This is a genomic window from Flavobacterium lacus (assembly GCF_003268815.1).
Classification (GTDB): Bacteria; Bacteroidota; Bacteroidia; order Flavobacteriales; family Flavobacteriaceae; genus Flavobacterium; species Flavobacterium lacus.
Genome location: NZ_QLSV01000004.1, coordinates 59,403 through 79,134 on the forward strand (window position 1 = coordinate 59,403; position 19,732 = coordinate 79,134).

Below are 19,732 nucleotides of genomic sequence, written 5' to 3' on the forward strand. Positions count from 1 at the left end.
TAAAAAGAAATCCAACGAAATAAATTAATGTTTGCTCTATATCGAAAGGATGTATTCCACAAGACCTTGTTCGTGCGACAGATCCATTTTTTTACGTAAACGATATCTTTTTATTTCTACACTTCTTACTGAAATATTGAGCAAAGGTGCAATTTCCTTTGATGAAAGATTCAATCTCAAAAACGCACATAGCCTTAAATCGTTGGGCGTTAAGCTTTGATGAGCAATTTTGATTTTCTTCAAAAAGTCTTTGTCGGCATTATTAAAAGCGTCTACAAAAACGTTCCAACTGTCTTCCTCATTAATGTTTTTGTTAATGTTTGTAATCAAAGATTTTAAACTTTTGTTGGGTAACGTTTCGGTTGTGTTTTTCAAATCTTCTTTAATCATCGACAGCAATTCATTTTTCTTTATTAGATTCATCGTTGATGCCGCTAGTTCTCTGTTTTTACTTTCAAAGTCTTGCTCTAATTGTTGATTTTTAATTCGCATTAATTCCTGCTCCGTTTCAAGTTCTTTAATCTCTAACAAGCGATTGTTTTCATCAATTAGTTTTTCCTGTTGTTTAAAATAATATTTTTGATACGCTTTGTTAATGAAATAGGCCAGTATGAGTAATAATAGTATATAGATAATCAGGGCTAGATTTGTAGCATACCACGGTTTTAGAATCGTAAAACTATATTTTTCAGAATTTTCACTGATTGAATTTCCAATTTTTGATCGAACAATAAAAGTATAATTTCCCGGTCGAAGATTTTTAAAATTCACCGTTGATTTTGAACTCCACTGGCTCCATTCATTTTGAAAGCCTTCGAGTTTATATTGAAATTCGGCAATTATATATTTATTGTATTTAGGGACGGTATATGAAAAAGTGATATTATTATTATTTGATTTAAAATTTCCCTCCTCTTCCATCGATTCAAACGTTGATAACTGATTTTGTTTGTTGGTCGATATATTGGTAATGTATAAATGATTATTATTAAACAATAAATCATCTATGCTAATGGTATAATAACCATCTGTGGTACCTACTAAATATAACGACTCAGAAAGTTGTGATATGTTTTCATATCCTAACATTGAGTTGGTTAACGAGGACGGAATCGGAATGACATTATGTTTTAGGGTGGAACTTAATTTTCCGTATGAAAAATAATTGATGTAATTTTTTGAAAAAAACCACAGCCGATTGGATTCATCAGACATTAATTTCCCGGACAAATACTCATCTTTTTGAAATATTGAGCTTAATTTTTCACTTTGCTCGAATCGTTTATCCTTATTGCTAAACGCAAAAATTCCTTCTTTAGAAGCATAATATATCGTGTTATTGAAATTGGCAATACTGGCATTTTTACCTTTTTTAGGATTTTCATGTGCTTCAAAAAGGGTAACTTTTGAATAGCTTGGGTCGGTTTTAATCCGAAAGATGCCTTTATACTCATGACTAATAATGATTTCATTCGAAGTTGAAAATTCAAAATATTTGGAAGAATAATCAAATCCTTTAATTTTATTTTTAAACTGCCATGTATTGTTTGTTTTTTCTAAAACAGATATTCCTGAATAATTTCCTTGTAATAAAATGTTTTTATTTAGAGGACTTGGTTCAAATTTCCAAGTTCCTGAAGCATTGTAAATAGAAGTAGCTGTTTGATTTTCAACTAAAAATGTTCCTGAATCATGACCACAAAACAACAAGTCATCATACGAGAAAAGTGACCAAACCTGACCTTTTGTGCCCAATATAAATTTAAAAGTATCTATACCGTCCTTATTTTTATAAAATAAACCTTGATTTGTCCCAACATACAGTTTGTCTTTATGAATAGTGGAAGCGTAAACAGTACCTAATTTTCCGGAATCATCATAATAACTTCGAATGGGCGATGTTAAATTTACACAGTTGATGCCATTGTCCAATCCTATCCAAATATTTTTGTCTGCATCTTCAAAAAGCGACAAAGCGGTATTGTTACTTATTCCTTTACTTTGTGTAATATGGTAATCTGTTTTTCCTTCTAAGTTAATAATGAAGATACCGTTTGAAACAGTTCCAATGACATAACTGCTATTATCATATTGATGGGCACAATATACACTACTGTTCTTAAGTTCTATATCTGCATCTGTAATCCATTTGGATAGCTTATTTTCTTTAAATTCATAAAAGCCATCATGTTGGGTTAGCATTAGTAATCCGTCATTTCGCTTGTAAATAGATACAATTTTGTTATTAGTAAAAAAAGGATCGTTAGAAATAAGTTTACTACTACCATTTTCAATTTCAAATAAACCATCTTTAATGGTTTGAAAATAGATTGACTTAGCTACTGCGTATGCCTTAAAGACACCTGATTTGGGTTTAATGGTTTTAAATGTTTCGTTTTTGGTGTCATAGGTAAAAATTTGATTTAATGATTGAAATATTACCCAGTGATCAAATTGTAAAATATTCCAAAATTGTTCGTCATCCAGAATTTTTGATTTTACTTTTTCACTTAACGAAATATATTCTAACAACCCATCCGATTTGCGTTTCCAATACCCAAATTCCATGTAGCATCCACTGTAAATTTTATCGTCAATTACTTTTACCGACCTAATAATCGATTCGTTAGGAGAAGGATAAAGCGTCCATTCAGACCCATTAAATTCTAATAAACCATCATTATTGGCAAAAAACATAACATTTTGTTTGTTTTGAGCAATCATCCAGTTTTGATTGGCGGCTTTATACGTACTTGGTGAAAATTTTATAATAGGTGGTAATTCTTGTGAAAACCCTACCAAAGGCAATATAAAAATAGAGCACTTTGAAATCCAGTTCAATAGAAGCAACTGTCTCTTTTTAAGATTAAAAAGTTTATTAAGCATACGGATAGTAATCGTTTTGAAACTATAAAAATACAACATTATACCATTATAATTAAATAAAATTGAATTCTTATGTGACTTTTATCACATTTCTTATTTAAGTAACAATCTAACTTTGTAAGATAAATAACTAAATAATGAGAACTTCATTAACTGTTCAAAATTTGAAATGTCATGGATGTGCAAACACAATCACTAAAAAATTAAATAGAATGAAATCAGTTTCCAATGTGATAGTGGATTCAGAAGAAAACACCGTGATTGTATCGTATGTAAAGGAGGAAGATCTGGATGGAATAAAATCTAAATTAGCCAAATTAGGTTATCCCGAAGTAGGCGAAACTAATTCATTAGGTGAAAAAGCCAAATCGTATGTGAGTTGTGCGATGGGAAGAATGAGTTAGACTTTATTATTTATCAAAACACTTTTTACAATAAAAAATTGAGCACCTAAATACGTACTCATTATCAAAAATGAACTCATTGGTAATGGTGTGTAGAATTTGTTAATCGCTAAAATACTATCTGAAACAACAAATAACACAGCACCAATTAACACCAAAAGATTGGCTGGTTTTTTCCATTCAAAATAGGCTTTGATAGTGATTAAGAGCATTGTGGAAATTACAAAGGCATAAAAGGAAACCGATATTTTCATTTCGTTTATCGAGGACCACAATACACTTAAAATTCCAAAAAGATAAATCAATACAATTGGCATAAAACGCAAATAAGTTTTAGACTTATTGATTTTAATTTGTTTATCGAATAAGAAAATATAAACTAAATGAGCAATTAAAAACGAGACTAACCCAGTAATAAAAAAGAGTATGTTTTTATCTGCAAAAAGTAATAAAACATCGCCAATCCAAGAAAAAAATAAAGCACAAAGTAGAATTTTTCGTGTTTTAAATTCTTCAGAAATAGACACCAAGGCTATTAAAAAAGGTATTAGTAATGGTTTCAACCACCACGCAAAATCTTCTTTTCCTGAAATCAATAAGAATAAGTATAACAAGCAAATAACAATAAAACTGCGTGTATATTTTTTTACCTTCATTAGTAATTGATAGATTTTGAGGCACTTCTGAAACCTGCAAATTCATAAGTAGAAAAATAATACGAAAACCCAAAGGAAGTCAAAAAGTAAAACCCTACTGCGTAATTACTAAATAGAAATAGTGAATTTAGTCCAAACCAATCACCGTAAAAAAACACAATTCCAAAACCCAAAAGCAATCGATATAATTCAAAAAAGTAAGCATTTGGATTCGTATCCATCAATTCGGTGAGACTGTAAATGGTTATAAAAATGAACATACCGTATATAAAAATAGTCGGCAAACCGATTGTTCCGATATGCGCAAATAAATAACTCACAAATCCCAACGTTATCAAAAGTTGCACAATTGAGTAATAGGTTAAAAATTTAGAATGTTTTGGATTGTATTTTTCAAAAGCATACACATCGTCAATTTTGTGAACGGGATATTTTTCTTCAAAACCTTTCGGTCTCCAACCAGTTGGTTTAAACCAAATGGTAAATTTATCTTTCCAATTTTCTGCACGCCAAGCATCTTGCATCAGTAACCACAAATGTTGAAAATTAATTTTAATTGGATTCCACGTTTGAGCGGGTCTTGTAATTCCATATACAGCCGGAACTTCTTTTAATTCTTCCTGAAAAGTGCCAAACCATTTATCCCAAAATATAAAAATTTGTCCGTGGTTTTTGTCTAAATATTCTTTGTTAATGGCATGATGAACTCGGTGATGCGAAGGCGTAACAATGATTTTCTCTAAAAACCCCATTTTGCCAATGTGTTTAGTGTGATACCAAAATTGCAAAAACAAATGCAGCGGAAGAACAATGGCAATCACTGTTGCCGGTACACCTAAAAAGGCTGCAGGAATCAATAAAAAAGTAAATAAATTTACGAAAGAAGAAATGGATTGACGCAAAGCACAACTTAAATTAAATTCTTCGCTGCTGTGATGAATCGCATGTTTGTTCCAAAAAATATTGATTTGATGCGACCAGCGATGCGTCCAATACCCATAAAAATCAATGACAAAAAAGGCAATTAGGTAGGTAAGAACTGTATTTTCAATTGTAAAAATTGCCACTTTTGAAACCATCCAATCATATGTTAAAATCGAAATGCTGATTCCTAAAACGTCTTTAACGGCATTTGTAATTCCGGAACTCAAACTCGAAACGGTATCCATCAAAGGAGCAGTATCGTTTCCTCTAAAAAATCCATACGCTTTTTCTATCACAATTAGTAATAGAAATGCCGGCATGGCAATCACGAGTATTTTTCCGTATTCTTCCACTATTTTTTAGATGATTTCTGCACTCAAACCGGCTTCCAACAACTGTGTGCATTGTGGTTTTAGTTCATCAAAGTCTCCGGTTTTTACAGTGCATTTTCCTTTATAATGAACCAAAATAGCACATTGTTCGGCTTGTTCGCTGGTGTGACTACAAACGCGAATTAATGTATCAATCACATGATCAAAAGTGTTGACATCATCATTAAATAGCACAATTTCGTTGTTAATGCCAACGGCTTCTTCGACTAAAACTTCTTCTTGAATTTTTTCTATCGTACTCATTTTATTTTAGTTAAAAAGTAATTCTGAATTATAAACTCTAATTTCTATATCTCAAACTAACCCAATTATTACGTTCAATTGTTTTCTCCAATTTTAAACCTAAATTTTGACAACATTCATCAATGGCTGGAATATCTTCGCTATAAAATCCACTCAAAAATAATAAACCATTTTGATTTAAGCAATTAACATAGCGATTCATATCGTTCAAAAGAATATTTCGGTTGATATTGGCGATAATCACATCATATTTTTGATCCAACAACAACGAAGCATCCCCTTCATAAACGGTGACGTGATCACAATTATTTCGCTCTGCATTTTCAATCGAATTCAAATAGCACCAATTATCAATGTCAATCGCATCAATAGGTTTAGCACCTTTCATTTCGGCTAAAATGGCTAAAATGGCGGTTCCGCAACCCATATCCAAGGTTTTTTTACCAACTAAATCGGTTTCTAATAAGTGTTGAATAACCATGTGCGTTGTTTCGTGATGACCAGTCCCGAAACTCATCTTTGGTTCGATAATAATATCAAACTCAGCATCTGTTTTTGGATGAAAGGGTGCACGAACATGGCATTTTCCATCTACATCAATCGGTTCAAAATTTTTCTCCCATTCTTCGTTCCAATTCACTTGTTCAATTTCTTCCACAACATATGAAATGATAAATTCGGGTGAAGTTAAGATGAAAATATCCTCCAAAATATCGGCTGTCCAATGGTCTTTTTGAACATAAGCTGTTACACCAAATTCGGTTTCAATAAAGCTTTCAAAAGGCTTTTCGCCCAATTCGGCCACTAAAATTTCGCAACCTAATTCTTTCGGTTCAACCGTAAAATGGTATCCTAAATATATATTTGACATTTTGTTTTTTTTGCAAAGGTAACAATCCCTTCACAATACTTTTACATTACAAAAATTAAATTACTTTTGCCGAGCAATCACAACTACTACAAATGAAAACTAAATTTCTACTTTTATTTTTGTTAATATCTTTATTTTCAATTGCTCAAGATATTAAATTTAGTACAAAAGACAACGATTTAAAATTAGCCACTTTGCCCTATTATAACTATGGTAGGGGGTTGGGTTTGACCTCTCCGGATAGTATTTTTCAACTCAACATTCGTTTTAGAATGCAAAATAGAATGGGTTTTTTGAATAATGAAGACCAAGAAGATGCTTTTGAAGGGCAAGTGAGACGTTTGCGTTTGCGTTTTGATGGTTATGTTGGAAATCCTAAATTCTTGTATGCTATTCAATTATCTTTTGCTCCCGGCGACGTAGGAGAAATTGAAGCAGGTGAAAATATCAATATTATACGTGATGCCGTCATGTTTTATCGACCCAATAAACATTGGAGTTTTGCTTTTGGTCAAACAAAGTTGCCGGGAAATCGTCAACGTGTTAATTCTTCGGGAGCTTTACAGTTAACTGATCGTTCAATTAATAATGCTCGTTTTAATATCGACCGTGATTTTGGTTTTCAAACGTATTTTCTAAATGAAAAGAACGAGCAATTTTCGTATAATTTAAAGTCGGCAATCAGTACCGGAAATGGTCGAAATGTAACCAAAAGTCCTGATGATGGTTTTGCTTTAACCGGACGAATCGAGCTTTTTCCGATGGGAGCTTTTGCTAAAGACGGAACCACTTTTGAAGGGGATATTGCCCGTGAACAAAAACCAAAATTATTGCTGGCAGGCACGTTTCATAGAAATGTAAAAGCTCGTCAATCGCAAGGTCAATTAGGTTCCGATTTGTTTGAAAAAAGAACCATGGAGTCACTTTTTGTGGATGCGATGTTAAAGTACAACGGTTGGTCTTTGATGAGTTCTTACATGAATCGGACTTCTGAAAATCCTTTCGCCTTTAATCCAGAAGATGCAACCGATTTTAATTATGTTTATATTGGAGAAGGTTTTGATTATCAGTTGAGTTATTTGTTACGAACTAATTACGAACTTATCGGGCGTTTTTCTACCCAAAAAGTCAATGAAGACATTCGTGCGTTTACGCCAAATACAAGACAATATAGTGTTGGTGTAACCAAATATTTCTGGGAACACGCTTTCAAAATTCAATCTGAATTTACACTGGACGATTTAACTTATTTTGACGGAAGTAGCAAAACCAATTGGTACATTCGCTTTCAAGTTGAAATCGGAATCTAACTAGTTATTTTATATCAAATAAATCGAGCGGTTATTTTTTTTTAAACTTAACCGCTTTTGTGTTTTTCACTTTCCAAGAATATCCCTATTTTTGCCCATGCAACACAACGTACTTATTTTAGATTTTGGTTCGCAATACACACAACTTATTGCGAGAAGAGTTCGGGAATTAAACATATTCTGCGAAATTTTTCCTTATAACAAAGTTCCCGAAGATTTGTCAAGCTTTAAAGCCACAATTCTTTCCGGTAGTCCTTTTTCTGTTCGAGCAGATGATGCTCCACATCCTGATCTATCTCAAATTAGAGGTAAAATGCCTTTGCTTGCCGTTTGTTATGGTGCTCAATATTTAGCCCATTTTGATGGTGGCGAAGTAACTCCTTCCAACACCCGCGAATACGGCAGAGCCAATTTGAGTTATGTAGATGATCACGATACGTTTTTTGAAGAAGTGGCTCTCAACAGTCAAGTTTGGATGAGTCATAGTGATACCATCAAAAAATTACCAACCAATGGCATTTGTTTGGCCAGTACAAAAGATGTAGAAAATGCAGCGTATCGTATTGATGGTGAAAAAACGTATGCCATTCAATTTCATCCCGAAGTGTATCATTCTACCGATGGAAAACAAATGTTAGAAAACTTTTTAGTTCGAATTGCAGAAGTGCCTCAGAATTTTACACCCAATGCTTTTGTAGAAGAAATTGTAGCCGAATTACAAGAAAAAATCAAAGGAGATAAAGTAGTTTTAGGTCTTTCAGGTGGAGTAGATTCTACCGTAGCAGCCGTTTTATTAAACAAAGCTATCGGCGAAAATTTGTATTGTATTTTTGTGAATAATGGTTTATTGCGTAAAAATGAATTCCAAAATGTATTGGATCAATACAAAGGAATGGGCTTAAATGTAAAAGGGGTAGATGCCGCCGATCGATTTTTAGATCAATTAGCCGGAATTGAAGAGCCGGAAGCCAAACGCAAAGCCATCGGACGCGTTTTTATAGAAGTTTTTGATGACGAAGCCCACCGAATTGAAGACGTGAAATGGTTAGCCCAAGGAACAATTTATCCGGATGTAATTGAATCTATTTCTGTAAAAGGACCATCAGCAACCATAAAATCCCATCATAATGTAGGAGGTTTACCAGATTTTATGAAATTAAAAATTGTGGAACCGTTGCGAATGTTGTTTAAAGATGAAGTGCGTAGAGTAGGAGCTTCTCTCGGAATTGACCCTGAATTATTGGGAAGACATCCTTTTCCTGGACCTGGATTATCAATCCGAATTTTAGGCGATATAACAAAAGAAAAAGTTCGTATATTGCAAGAAGTTGATGCTATCTTTATCGAAGGTTTAAAATCACACGGACTTTATGATAAAGTATGGCAAGCCGGTGCAATTTTACTTCCGGTGAATAGCGTAGGAGTAATGGGAGATGAACGTACCTACGAAAAAGTAGTCGCGTTAAGAGCCGTTGAATCAACTGATGGAATGACCGCCGATTGGGTTCATTTACCGTATGATTTCTTGATGAAAATATCAAACGAAATCATCAATAAAGTTAGAGGAGTGAATCGTGTAGTATATGATATCAGTTCAAAACCGCCGGCAACGATTGAGTGGGAATAATTTTTAAGATCAATAAAGATGAAGAAGTTTTTGTTTGGAGCAATGATATTGCTAAGCCCCCAAATCACTTTTTCTCAAACTGTAGTCAAACCCGGAATGGATACTGTGAAACACACAGTAACTTCGGGTGAAACTGTTTTGGATATTTCAAAAAAATACGTCGTTGATCCTGCCGAAATTTACAGAGCCAATCGATTTGCTATAGATGGCGTTACAGAAGGCATGGTATTGGAGTTTTATGCTCCACAAAAATCACCGGTTATTGAAATTGCGAAAGAAAATTATACTACCGAAGTAGTTTCAAAACAACCAGAGATGATGCTCATGAATAAGATTGAAGTCCCAAAAAAGACTCAAAAATCAGAAGCAAAAGTTACTAAAGTAACTAACAGAGTGAATCACAAAGTTAAATCAGGAGAAACACTTTATGGGTTATCTAAATTGTATAACGTTTCGGTTGATGAATTAAAAAATGCAAATACTATTTTAATGAATAATAATTTGCAAGCGGGTCAAACACTAAAGATTCCTGATGGCACAATTGTTGGTAATAACCAAATGGATATTGTGGCTGAGACAAAAAACAATATTCAACCCTCATCGATTAATCAAAAATCAGAGGAAATTTTTAAACATACAGTTGCCCCTAAAGAGACACTTTATGGTTTATCAAAAAAATATAACGTGTCGATTGATGATATTATCAATCAAAACGAAAAAGCGCTAAAGAATGGATTACAAGCGGGTCAAGTTTTAACAATTAAAGCCAAATAACTGCGTTTAAAAAAGCACAAACCTACAAGAATGAAATTAGTATTTAAAACAGTAATTGTCTTTTTGAGTGTCACTACTTTTTTGATGGCACAAACTTCTAATTACAAAAAGCATACTGTTGCCAAAGGAGAGACGATTACTCAAATTGCCCAAAAGTATAAGGTTACACCCTATGATATTTATCGTTTGAATCCCGATGTTCAAAACGGTATTCAAGAAAATGCAATCATACTAATTCCTAATTCGATTGTTGATAGTGAAAAATTAGTTAATGGCAAATCACATGAGGTGCAACCCAAAGAAACGCTTTTTGGTATAGCCAAACAATATAATACTACAGTAGAAGAGTTAGAGCGACTTAATCCTGAAGTTAAAAAGGAAGGTCTGAAAATTGGACAAACCATTCAAATTAATGGAAAAAAAGAAGAAGCTAAACAAGAAATAACTTCTAATAGGCAAGCAGTTTATCATGAAGTTCAGCCTAAAGAAACCATGTATGGCATTTCTAAACAATATAATGTTTCGGTAGAAGAACTGGAGTTATTGAACCCTGAAGTAAAATCAGGTTTAATAATCGGACAAAAATTAATCATCAAAAAGGGAAAGTCCGTTGAAACGATTTCCTTTATTCCAACAAAGAAAATTGAAGTACCACAGAAAGGAAAATATTTAACTTACGAGGTAAAACCGAAAGAAACATTATTCGGATTAGCAAAAATGTTTCGTTTGAGCCAAGATGAATTAATTACGTTGAATCCGGAATTAAAAGATGGCGTTAGAGACGGAATGATACTTAAAGTTCCTTTAAATGTATCCTTGAATACTGGAAATATGCGTCTGGTAAAAGATTTAAGCAAATCGATTACTGTAAGAGAAAAAAAAGAAATTGTTCTACTACTTCCTTTCAACGTTTCTAATATTGAAAGCGACACCACTTTATCTACTCAAGCCAGATTGAAACGGGACGGATTTTTAAACATGACGTTGGATTTTTATTCCGGTGCTTTGATGGCAATTGATTCAGCCAAACGATTAGGTCTAAATTTTAATGTAAAAATATTCGATTCTCAGGAAACAAAAAATTCTTCGAACGTGCTCTCAATCATCAGAGACAATAATGTTGACAAAGCTCACGCGGTTATCGGACCATTTTATCCGCAATATGTTGAAAGAGCAGCAGAATTATTAAATCCGCATAATGTCCCGGTAATTTCGCCTTTGCGGGAAACGTCAAAATCGTTTAGCAATTTGTATCAATCCATGCCATCCGGCGATTTTGTCAAGAATGTGATGTTTGATTATATTCGTTCTAAAAACGGAAATATGATTGCTTTGATTGATCGAAAAAAAGGTTCCTCTAAACAGTTTATTGAAGAAAATCATAAAGACATTTATATTGCTCCTCTAGGTGAAAAAGGTGGCGTAATTGGCGATAGTATTACACCAAAACTTTCTAAGAATAAAGTTAATTATTTTATTCTTGAAACAGCGGCAACCGGAATGATTTTTAATGCTGTTGCTCAATGTAATAAAGCGAAAAGCGATGGTTATCGGGCAGAATTGGTGGTTTTAGATATTAATCCAACATTTGAAACAGACGAAGTTTTTCCACGAATATTAAAGCAAAATATAATTTTTCCTTCGTTGGCTAAATTCCAAGATACTTCAGAATCGTTAGGATTTGCAACCAGTTATAAAAAGAAGAACAATGTTTATCCAAACCAATATGCTATTCGAGGTTTTGATTTGGTTTTTGACACAATGTTGCGACTTTCTCAAGAAGAAGATTTTGAAACTACCATTCAAACAACCGCCTCTGAAGGTATAGAAAACAAGTTTGATTACGAGAAAAAATTAGCTTCCGGTTATTCCAATAAAGGTGTTTATATCATGCGTTACGAGGAAGATTTAACCGCAAAACCAGTAGAATAATGACTTCAAAAGTAACATATATCGGTGAATTACGAACGACTTCAATTCACATTCAATCAGGAACAGAAATTCTTTCTGATGCTCCCAAAGATAATCACGGAAAAGGAGAAGCTTTTTCGCCAACCGATTTAGTTGCTAATTCCTTAGCCACTTGTATGATTTCTATTATGGGAATAAAATCAAGGGATTTGAATGTTGATTTAACAGGTTCAACCGCAGAAGTTACCAAAATTATGCAAGCAGAACCTCGTAAAATTGCTAAAATCAGCACTGTTTTGAATATGAACCTTGAAGCGGACGATAAAACCAAAACTATACTAGAAAGAGCTGCCATGACTTGTCCGGTAATGCTAAGTTTACATCCGGATATTGAAAAAGAAGTTACTTTTAACTGGAAATAGTAATCTGTAATCTGTTGTCTGTTGTCCGTTGTCCGCTATCGGTAAACAGACAACAGACAACGGACAACCGTCAATGGATCAACAAAAACAACTCATCAAATTAGCCCACACCAAAATGCCTTTCGGAAAATACGAAGGTCGCTACTTGATTGATCTTCCTGAATATTATGTAGTTTGGTATCATAACAAAGGTTTTCCAAAAGGAGAACTAGGGCAACAACTTCAATTGATTTATGAACTCAAATTAAACGGTTTAGAACATTTAATTCGAACCATAAAAATCAAATTTCCAAAGCCTTAATGATTGAATGGCAAGTAATTGTTTTTAATTTCAATTATTACATCATTATCTCATTATTTCATTTTTACATTGACTAATTAAATCGTACTTTTGCACCGTTTTGCATTAAAGTATATTCTATTAATTCATCACGCACAACTACAACAACAAACAACAACACAATGAATCAGACTAAGTATATTTTTGTAACCGGCGGCGTAACTTCTTCCTTAGGAAAAGGAATTATTGCGGCTTCGTTAGCAAAATTATTGCAAGCCAGAGGTTATCGAACAACCATTCAAAAGTTCGATCCGTACATCAACGTCGATCCGGGAACATTAAATCCCTATGAACACGGCGAATGTTATGTCACAGACGATGGAGCAGAAACCGATTTGGATTTAGGTCATTACGAACGATTTTTAAATGTACCCACTTCGCAAGCCAACAACGTAACCACCGGAAGAGTCTATCTTTCTGTGATTGAAAAGGAGCGAAGAGGTGAATTTCTTGGGAAAACGGTGCAAGTGGTGCCACATATTACCAACGAAATTAAGGAAAGAATGCAATTGTTGGGTAATTCCGGTAATTTTGACATTGTAATTACCGAAATTGGCGGAACAGTCGGTGATATTGAATCATTACCGTATATTGAATCCGTGCGACAATTATTATGGGAATTAGGTGATGAAAATGCAATTGTCATTCATTTAACGTTGATTCCGTATTTGGCTGCAGCGGGTGAATTAAAAACAAAACCTACGCAACACTCGGTAAAAACCTTGATGGAAAGCGGAATTCAAGCGGATATTTTGGTTTGTAGAACAGAACATGAATTATCAGATGAATTACGGCAGAAATTGGCTTTATTTTGCAATGTAAAACGTGAAGCGGTAATTCAATCAATTGATGCATCAACAATTTATGATGTGCCAAATTTAATGTTGGAAGAAGGGTTGGATAAAGTAGCGTTGAAAAAGTTGAATTTACCTGAAAAAACCACGCCGGATTTGAAACAATGGAACGAGTTTTTGTTCAAATTGAAAAATCCAAAGCATACCGTAAATATTGGTTTGGTTGGAAAATATGTTGAATTACAAGATTCCTATAAATCAATTTTAGAAGCGTTTATTCACGCAGGTGCTGCCAACGAAACGAAAGTAAATATTGTTAGTGTGCATTCAGAATATATTGATAAATCAAATGTAGCAGAAAAAATTGGAGGTTTCGATGGAATTTTAGTCGCACCCGGATTTGGAGAAAGAGGAATTGAAGGAAAAATTGAAGCAGTTCGTTACGTTCGAGAAAATAATATTCCCTTTTTCGGAATTTGTTTGGGAATGCAAATGGCGGTAATTGAATATGCTCGAACCGTTTTAGGTTTTGAAGATGCCAATTCAACCGAAATGAATTCGCAAACGTCTCATCCGGTGATTGATTTAATGGAAGAACAAAAAACAATTACAGAGAAAGGCGGAACCATGCGTTTAGGAAGTTGGAAATGTAATTTGGAAAAAGACAGTCTGGCTCATCAAATTTATGGAAAAGATCAAATTGAAGAACGTCATCGTCATCGATTTGAATTTAACGGTCAATTTAAAGAGCAGTTAGAAAAAGCAGGTTTAAAAGCAAGTGGTATAAATCCATATACCGGTTTGGTTGAAATTATTGAAATTGAAAACCATCCGTTTTTTATCGGAGTGCAATACCATCCTGAATATAAAAGTACAGTAGCTAATCCGCATCCAATTTTTGTTGGATTTGTAAAAGCTGCCGTTCAACATAAAGCCGTTTCAGTCTAAATTTGAAACGTAAATAAGTAATAAGTAAGTAAATGGAAGAAAAAAAATTAGACTTAAACTCGATAATCGGATTCGGATTAATTTTCGTGATTCTGATTTGGGTGATGTACAACAGTCAGCAAAAAGAAGCCGAAGCACAAGCTAAGAAAGCCCAACAAGAACAAGTTGAAGCCAAAGAAAAGCCGGTAGTTCCAACCAAAGTTGTAACAACAGAAACAAAAGCGGTTGCTCCGGTTTCAGATTCAGTTCAAGTAGCTCAATTGCAAAGCAGTTTGGGTTCTTTTGCTTATTCTGCCTCACTTCCATCTGCGACAGAAGCTTTCACAACGATTGAAAATGAAGTAGTTCGTTTAAAAATCGCCAACAAAGGAGGTTATATTGTAGAAGCCGAAATGAAAGAATTTGAACAATTCCGTAAAGGTTCCGGCAAAAAAGTGCATTTGATTAAAGATGGAAATGCCGATTTTAACATCGAATTAAAAACCAGCGACAACCGAACATTAAACACAAAAGATTTGTTTTTTGAACCAACGTTAACCAAAGAAGGCGAAAATCAAGTCGTTTCTTTAAAGTTAAAAGCAGGTTCAAATCAATATTTGGAATACCGCTACGTGTTGAAACCAAAGGACTATATGCTTGATTTTGCCGTTCGTTCACAAGGTTTGAATTCGGTTCTTAATACATCTAATCCATTAAATTTAGATTGGAAAATTAAAACGTATCGAAATGAGAAAAGTGTAAGTTATGAAAATCGTTACACTGAACTTATTTTTGAATACGAAGATGGAAAAGATGATTATTTAGGACAAGGAGAATCTAAATCAGATGAGCCGAAAGACGTTACCTATATTGCTTTTAAACAACATTTTTTTACTTCTGTTTTGTTGACAGATACCGCTTTTGAAAAAGCAGTAGTTGTTTCAGAAAATTTAGTTCAAGATGAAGAAAAAGATACTTTATTCACCAAACAATTCAAAGCATCGGTTCCGTTAGCGTTTAAAAATGGTGAAGTAAATTATGATATGAATTGGTACTACGGTCCGGCTGATTATCATATTTTAAACAATTACGAAAAGAATTTAGACGAAATCGTTCCATTAGGATGGGGAATGTTTGGTTGGATAAACCGATACATTTTTATACCAACTTTCGACCTATTGATTGGGTTTTTACCTTACGGGATTGCCATTATCATCTTAACCATTTTAGTTAGAATTGTGATGTCGCCGTTCACGTATAAATCCTATCTGTCTCAAGCTAAGATGAAAGTTTTACGTCCTGAAATTCAAGAATTGACTACTAAGTATGCAAAAGATCCAATGAAGAAGCAGCAGGAAACCATGAAATTGTATTCCAAAGCAGGAGTGAATCCCATGGCAGGTTGTTTGCCTGCGGTAATGCAAATTCCGGTATTTTATGCGTTGTTTAGTTTCTTTCCTTCAGCGATTGATTTGAGACAAAAAAGTTTCCTTTGGGCAGATGATTTATCGTCGTTTGATTCGGTTATTAATTTACCTTTTTATATCCCTTTTTATGGAAACCACGTAAGTTTGTTCCCGATTTTGGCTTCTATCGCAATTTTCTTTTATATGAAGATGACAACAGGCGATCAAATGACTGCTCCACCGCAAGAAGGCATGCCGGATATGGGTAAAATCATGAAGATTATGATTTATATTTCTCCATTAATGATGTTGTTCTTCTTTAATAATTTTGCTTCCGGATTGAGTTTGTATTATTTTATTTCAAATACAATTACCATCGGAATTATGTTAGTGATTAAAAACTATATTATTGATGATAAAAAGATTCATGCTAAAATTCAAGAGAATAAAACCAAGCCAAAAACCATGAATCGCTTCCAACGCAAAATGCAGGAAATGATGGAAGAGGCAGAAAAGCAAAAGAATTTAAAGAAAAAATAAGAATAAAAAGGCTCCGAATTAGTTTGGAGCTTTTCTTTTTTGGTAAAGGTATGATTTGATTATCTTTGATTATTGGTATTTATTATTGAGTAGCCTTCGAAAGAAATTATGGTAGCTGTAATTTAGATTTCAATTAATTTAAAATGAAAAAGAATACTTTATTCACTTCGATTTTACATTATTCCTACTATCGCTATTATTTGCATTTGAAAAAGCAATGGAATGACGACAAATCAATATCTGAATTTAATTTAGGTTTTGGATATACGTATAGTGCAGGAGCTTTGTCGGGACTCATAATTTTCTCAATTGATGATTTTTTTGGTATCGAAAAGTATGTAAATACATTAATTATAGTTTCAATTTCATTACTTACTATCTGTTCCTTCTTTCTTCCTAAGATTGATTTTCTTGAGAATAAATACAAAGATTATGATAGAACAAATAAAGAATGGAAAATCAAAGGAGTTTTATCATTTTCATTAGTTTTTGTACCACCAATTTTATTAATTTTATACATGCTTTTCTGAATGCCTAAATAAAGTTAAAAGCTATTTTTTAAAATGCAAAAGAAATAAAGTTAGAATATAAAAAAAGCTCCGAGTGTATCGAAGCTTTTCTTTTTCATAGCAAAAATATATTAGAAGTTTGGAAGTAAAACGTTATCTAAAACGTGAATTACACCATTAGCAGCTTGTACATCTACCGCTACAATGTTTGTTATTCTACCTCTTTCGTCTGTCAATTTAGCACCACCTGTTAAACCTACAGTTAATGTTCCAGTTTCAAAAGTAGTAACCACTTGACCTTGCGTTAAAGTTGATGATAAAACATTAGCACCAGCTACTACATGATAAGTTAGAACAGAAGTTAACTGAGCAGATGTTAATGAAGCAACAACACCAGGAATCTCAGCATCCAAAGCAGCAAACGCAGCATTAGTCGGTGCAAATACTGTAAATGGAGATGGAGGAGTAGTTGTTGATTGTAATGTTGAAACTAAACCTTGCGCAGTTAATGCACCGGCTAACGCAGAGAAATTAGCATCAACTGCTGCAAAAGTTACAACGGTTGGCAATCCAATTACAGCATCTACCACATGAACTACACCGTTTGAAGCAATAATGTTAGGAGTCACCACAGAAGAAACACCGTTTAGTCTAACACCTGCGGCAGTATTTACATACATATTCAATGCGTTACCAGTCGGGGTTCCACCAAAAGTAGCACTTGTTTCGATGTAACCTGTTGATAACTGTGTAGATTGCACAGCTCCAGCTACAACGTGGTTTAATAAAACCTGTCTTAAAACGTCAACTGGAACAGCATTTAAATTAGCAAATCCGTTGTCGTCTAAAAAGTCTTCGAAAGCATCATTAGTTGGAGCAAATACAGTAAGTTGTGTTGTTCCATCAACTGCAGCTACTAAACCTGCTCGGTCTAATGCTTGCACTAAAATGCTTAAATCCGGTGTGCGTGATGCAATAGCAGCAATCGTATTGCTTTGTGGTGGATTAGAATCATCATCACTGCACGATAAAGTTGTAATTGCTAAAAAAGCAAAAAGAACTGATTTTAAAAAATTTGAATTTTTCATAGTTATTGAGTTTTTTATTGTTGGTACAAATATAGAAATAATTTTCTATTTTGTTTAAGCATTTTAAAGATAGAATAAACATTAAAGTCAAATTTAAATTTAAAATTAGTCATATTTTTACATCAAAAGCTAGTTATATATGGGTTTTTTGTGAATTGTTGAAGTTAAATTTTTAAAGATTTTTTGTTTAATTTTAACAAAAATTTAATAAACAAATTATAAAAACTATTCTTTTTTGAATAGCTTTACGGTCGTTATTTCAGATTTTAAAATATAAATTCCGCTCGCTAAGTTTTCTGGTAAAGTAGCAAATCCATTTTCAAGTTCTAAAGAAGTTATTTTTTGTCCGGTTATAGCAAAGAGTTCAAATGTAATTTTATGGTCAAAACCTTCTAACCAAAGTTCTCCGCTTGCTGTTTGAATTACAATAGGTTTTATGTTTTTAACAGGTACAACCGATAAATTTTCATTCATAAACAGCCATTGATAGGCGGCTGCAAATTCTCCTCGCCAATAGCTTTCGGAATGAGTTCCGTATGAATCAAATTTCGTTAACGTATTAGTAGAAGTCATGCCGTTATTTTGCATGGCATTTTTGATAGTGTTTGTATTTGTTACCATAGTAGATGATTCATTCTGCCCTGCAACAAAATAACTTCTATGATTTGATAAGTCAATCGGTACGCTTAAATAGGAATTCAAATCGGTCAAAGTAAACCAGTAAGCTGGACTAAATGATCCTAACTTCTGAAATAAATTTGGATACGCACAAACACCATAGGTCGCAATTAATGCACCTAGTGAACTTCCAATTAAAGCATTCATCTCCGGTTCAGGACGAGTTCTGAAATTTTCATCTATATATGGCTTTAATGTTTCAGCAATAAATTGCATGTATTCATCTCCTTGGCCACCACCATATTGTGTATTTACCCACGGCGAATATTCGTTAAAACGTTGGCTACCGCCTCCATTGTCGATTCCCACCACAATTGCACCGTAATCTCCTTCTTCAAAAAGTGTGTTCAATGTTTCATCTACTTGCCATTCGCCCGAAAAAGAAGTTAAATTATCAAATAGATTTTGTCCATCTTTCATATACAAAACCGGATAATTTTTGGTTGATGTAAAATAATCGGGAGGCAAATACAACCAAATTCTTCGATTTCTGTCTAATTGTGGCATATAAAAACTCGGACTCAAAATCTGCACATTAGCAGCGGCTGTACTATTATTTCCGCCAGTTATATCCTCCCACGATTGAATGGTTAAGGTTAATGTTTGTGGAGATCCGGTAAACGCAAATGTTCTGTTTGGTAAAAAACCACCACTTACGTTTCCCTCTACAGTTGGCCAACTTCCGCGGGTAAATTTATATTCAACTGTTCCGCTTCCTTCGGGAATAATAAGTTGATAAGCTCCAAATCCGTCCGGTTGCATAACAGAATTACTATCGCTAGGATTCCAACCATTCACATTTCCGGCCAAATAAATTGTTGCCCCAGTGGGCGTGTTTCCAGGAATTGAAGTAATTCTCAACGTTACTTGACCATAAAATGTAATGGAAAAAATAGAAATGAATAGGAGTAGAAATTTTTTCATAGTTTTGAATGTTAAATGGTATCACCTCAAATTTATGAATTTTCAAACAAATTCTGCTCATCATATACTATTTTTGCTTTTGTTTAGTTTTATAAATAAAAAATAA

The 19,732-nt window shown here is 33.6% G+C and carries 17 protein-coding genes; 10 read left to right on the forward strand and 7 right to left on the reverse strand.

The window, feature by feature from the left end:
• Window positions 1-36: 36 nt before the first annotated feature.
• Window positions 37-2,886: a helix-turn-helix and ligand-binding sensor domain-containing protein gene (locus B0I10_RS04850; RefSeq protein ID WP_112085374.1), complete on the reverse strand. Its 2,850-nt coding sequence runs from the start codon at window positions 2,884-2,886 to the stop codon at window positions 37-39.
• 137 nt (window positions 2,887-3,023) lie between these two features.
• Here B0I10_RS04850 and B0I10_RS04855 point away from each other — a divergent pair, with 137 nt between their 5' ends.
• Entirely contained in the window at window positions 3,024-3,290 is a 267-nt protein-coding gene (locus B0I10_RS04855) for a heavy-metal-associated domain-containing protein (protein WP_112085375.1), read from the forward strand.
• Here the strand turns inward: B0I10_RS04855 and B0I10_RS04860 are convergent.
• From B0I10_RS04860 to prmA, 4 genes are read right to left on the reverse strand one after another with little or no spacing between them, the layout of a single operon-like run.
• Window positions 3,287-3,946, reverse strand: coding sequence for a lysoplasmalogenase (locus B0I10_RS04860; RefSeq protein WP_112085376.1), 660 nt, complete (start codon window positions 3,944-3,946; stop codon window positions 3,287-3,289). The genes B0I10_RS04855 and B0I10_RS04860 overlap by 4 nt on opposite strands.
• Window positions 3,946-5,223, reverse strand: coding sequence for a sterol desaturase family protein (locus B0I10_RS04865; RefSeq protein ID WP_112085377.1), 1,278 nt, complete (start codon window positions 5,221-5,223; stop codon window positions 3,946-3,948). The genes B0I10_RS04860 and B0I10_RS04865 overlap by 1 nt, the downstream gene beginning before the upstream one ends.
• Before the next feature lie 6 nt (window positions 5,224-5,229).
• Entirely contained in the window at window positions 5,230-5,505 is a 276-nt protein-coding gene (locus B0I10_RS04870) for an ATP-dependent Clp protease adaptor ClpS (RefSeq protein WP_112085378.1), read from the reverse strand.
• A 37-nt stretch (window positions 5,506-5,542) separates the two neighbouring features.
• Complete coding sequence (gene prmA / locus B0I10_RS04875; RefSeq protein ID WP_112085379.1) at window positions 5,543-6,376, reverse strand: 50S ribosomal protein L11 methyltransferase; 834 nt, start codon at window positions 6,374-6,376, stop codon at window positions 5,543-5,545.
• Window positions 6,377-6,468: 92 nt separating this feature from the next.
• Here prmA and B0I10_RS04880 point away from each other — a divergent pair, with 92 nt between their 5' ends.
• The 9 genes from B0I10_RS04880 (at window position 6,469) to B0I10_RS04920 (ending at window position 16,957) form a co-directional block, all read left to right on the forward strand.
• Entirely contained in the window at window positions 6,469-7,686 is a 1,218-nt protein-coding gene (locus tag B0I10_RS04880) for a porin (protein ID WP_112085380.1), read from the forward strand.
• Window positions 7,687-7,783: 97 nt separating this feature from the next.
• On the forward strand, window positions 7,784-9,313 hold the full coding sequence (guaA, locus tag B0I10_RS04885) for a glutamine-hydrolyzing GMP synthase (RefSeq protein WP_112085381.1): 1,530 nt from the start codon (window positions 7,784-7,786) through the stop codon (window positions 9,311-9,313).
• Window positions 9,314-9,451: 138 nt separating this feature from the next.
• Window positions 9,452-10,087 (forward strand): LysM peptidoglycan-binding domain-containing protein, encoded by a 636-nt coding sequence (locus B0I10_RS04890; RefSeq protein ID WP_181456895.1) that lies wholly within the window; start codon window positions 9,452-9,454, stop codon window positions 10,085-10,087.
• Between the two features lie 30 nt (window positions 10,088-10,117).
• Window positions 10,118-12,019, forward strand: a complete 1,902-nt coding sequence (locus B0I10_RS04895; RefSeq protein WP_112085383.1) for a LysM peptidoglycan-binding domain-containing protein — start codon at window positions 10,118-10,120, stop codon at window positions 12,017-12,019.
• Window positions 12,019-12,420 (forward strand): OsmC family protein, encoded by a 402-nt coding sequence (locus B0I10_RS04900; RefSeq protein WP_112085384.1) that lies wholly within the window; start codon window positions 12,019-12,021, stop codon window positions 12,418-12,420. Before B0I10_RS04895 ends, B0I10_RS04900 begins: the two co-directional genes overlap by 1 nt.
• A gap of 73 nt (window positions 12,421-12,493) precedes the next feature.
• Window positions 12,494-12,721 carry a DUF3820 family protein gene (locus B0I10_RS04905; protein WP_112085573.1) on the forward strand — a complete coding sequence of 76 codons (228 nt, stop codon included), beginning with the start codon at window positions 12,494-12,496 and terminating at the stop codon, window positions 12,719-12,721.
• Window positions 12,722-12,882: 161 nt separating this feature from the next.
• Window positions 12,883-14,502 (forward strand): CTP synthase, encoded by a 1,620-nt coding sequence (locus tag B0I10_RS04910; protein WP_112085385.1) that lies wholly within the window; start codon window positions 12,883-12,885, stop codon window positions 14,500-14,502.
• 32 nt (window positions 14,503-14,534) lie between these two features.
• A complete protein-coding gene (yidC, locus tag B0I10_RS04915) occupies window positions 14,535-16,427 on the forward strand; it encodes a membrane protein insertase YidC (protein WP_112085386.1) in 1,893 nt (630 codons plus the stop codon).
• A 143-nt stretch (window positions 16,428-16,570) separates the two neighbouring features.
• Window positions 16,571-16,957 carry a hypothetical protein gene (locus B0I10_RS04920; RefSeq protein WP_112085387.1) on the forward strand — a complete coding sequence of 129 codons (387 nt, stop codon included), beginning with the start codon at window positions 16,571-16,573 and terminating at the stop codon, window positions 16,955-16,957.
• Window positions 16,958-17,067: 110 nt separating this feature from the next.
• Here B0I10_RS04920 and B0I10_RS04925 read toward each other — a convergent pair whose 3' ends face one another.
• The gene (locus B0I10_RS04925) at window positions 17,068-18,024 is read right to left on the reverse strand and encodes a fasciclin domain-containing protein (protein ID WP_112085388.1); all 957 of its coding nucleotides are present in this window, start codon (window positions 18,022-18,024) and stop codon (window positions 17,068-17,070) included.
• A gap of 225 nt (window positions 18,025-18,249) precedes the next feature.
• Complete coding sequence (locus tag B0I10_RS04930) at window positions 18,250-19,626, reverse strand: alpha/beta hydrolase-fold protein (RefSeq protein ID WP_112085389.1); 1,377 nt, start codon at window positions 19,624-19,626, stop codon at window positions 18,250-18,252.
• Window positions 19,627-19,732 lie beyond the last annotated feature (106 nt).

Bases quoted from the DNA above. Each gene is read 5' to 3' on its own strand.
- B0I10_RS04925 (WP_112085388.1), bottom strand. From the start codon at position 18,024: ATGAAAAATTCAAATTTTTTAAAATCAGTTCTTTTTGCTTTTTTAGCA.
- B0I10_RS04910 (WP_112085385.1), top strand. From the start codon at position 12,883: ATGAATCAGACTAAGTATATTTTTGTAACCGGCGGCGTAACTTCTTCC.
- yidC (WP_112085386.1), top strand. From the start codon at position 14,535: ATGGAAGAAAAAAAATTAGACTTAAACTCGATAATCGGATTCGGATTA.
- B0I10_RS04930 (WP_112085389.1), bottom strand. From the start codon at position 19,626: ATGAAAAAATTTCTACTCCTATTCATTTCTATTTTTTCCATTACATTT.
- B0I10_RS04920 (WP_112085387.1), top strand. From the start codon at position 16,571: ATGAAAAAGAATACTTTATTCACTTCGATTTTACATTATTCCTACTAT.
- B0I10_RS04870 (WP_112085378.1), bottom strand. From the start codon at position 5,505: ATGAGTACGATAGAAAAAATTCAAGAAGAAGTTTTAGTCGAAGAAGCC.
- prmA (WP_112085379.1), bottom strand. From the start codon at position 6,376: ATGTCAAATATATATTTAGGATACCATTTTACGGTTGAACCGAAAGAA.
- B0I10_RS04905 (WP_112085573.1), top strand. From the start codon at position 12,494: ATGGATCAACAAAAACAACTCATCAAATTAGCCCACACCAAAATGCCT.
- B0I10_RS04880 (WP_112085380.1), top strand. From the start codon at position 6,469: ATGAAAACTAAATTTCTACTTTTATTTTTGTTAATATCTTTATTTTCA.
- B0I10_RS04855 (WP_112085375.1), top strand. From the start codon at position 3,024: ATGAGAACTTCATTAACTGTTCAAAATTTGAAATGTCATGGATGTGCA.
- guaA (WP_112085381.1), top strand. From the start codon at position 7,784: ATGCAACACAACGTACTTATTTTAGATTTTGGTTCGCAATACACACAA.
- B0I10_RS04900 (WP_112085384.1), top strand. From the start codon at position 12,019: ATGACTTCAAAAGTAACATATATCGGTGAATTACGAACGACTTCAATT.
- B0I10_RS04860 (WP_112085376.1), bottom strand. From the start codon at position 3,946: ATGAAGGTAAAAAAATATACACGCAGTTTTATTGTTATTTGCTTGTTA.
- B0I10_RS04895 (WP_112085383.1), top strand. From the start codon at position 10,118: ATGAAATTAGTATTTAAAACAGTAATTGTCTTTTTGAGTGTCACTACT.
- B0I10_RS04850 (WP_112085374.1), bottom strand. From the start codon at position 2,886: ATGCTTAATAAACTTTTTAATCTTAAAAAGAGACAGTTGCTTCTATTG.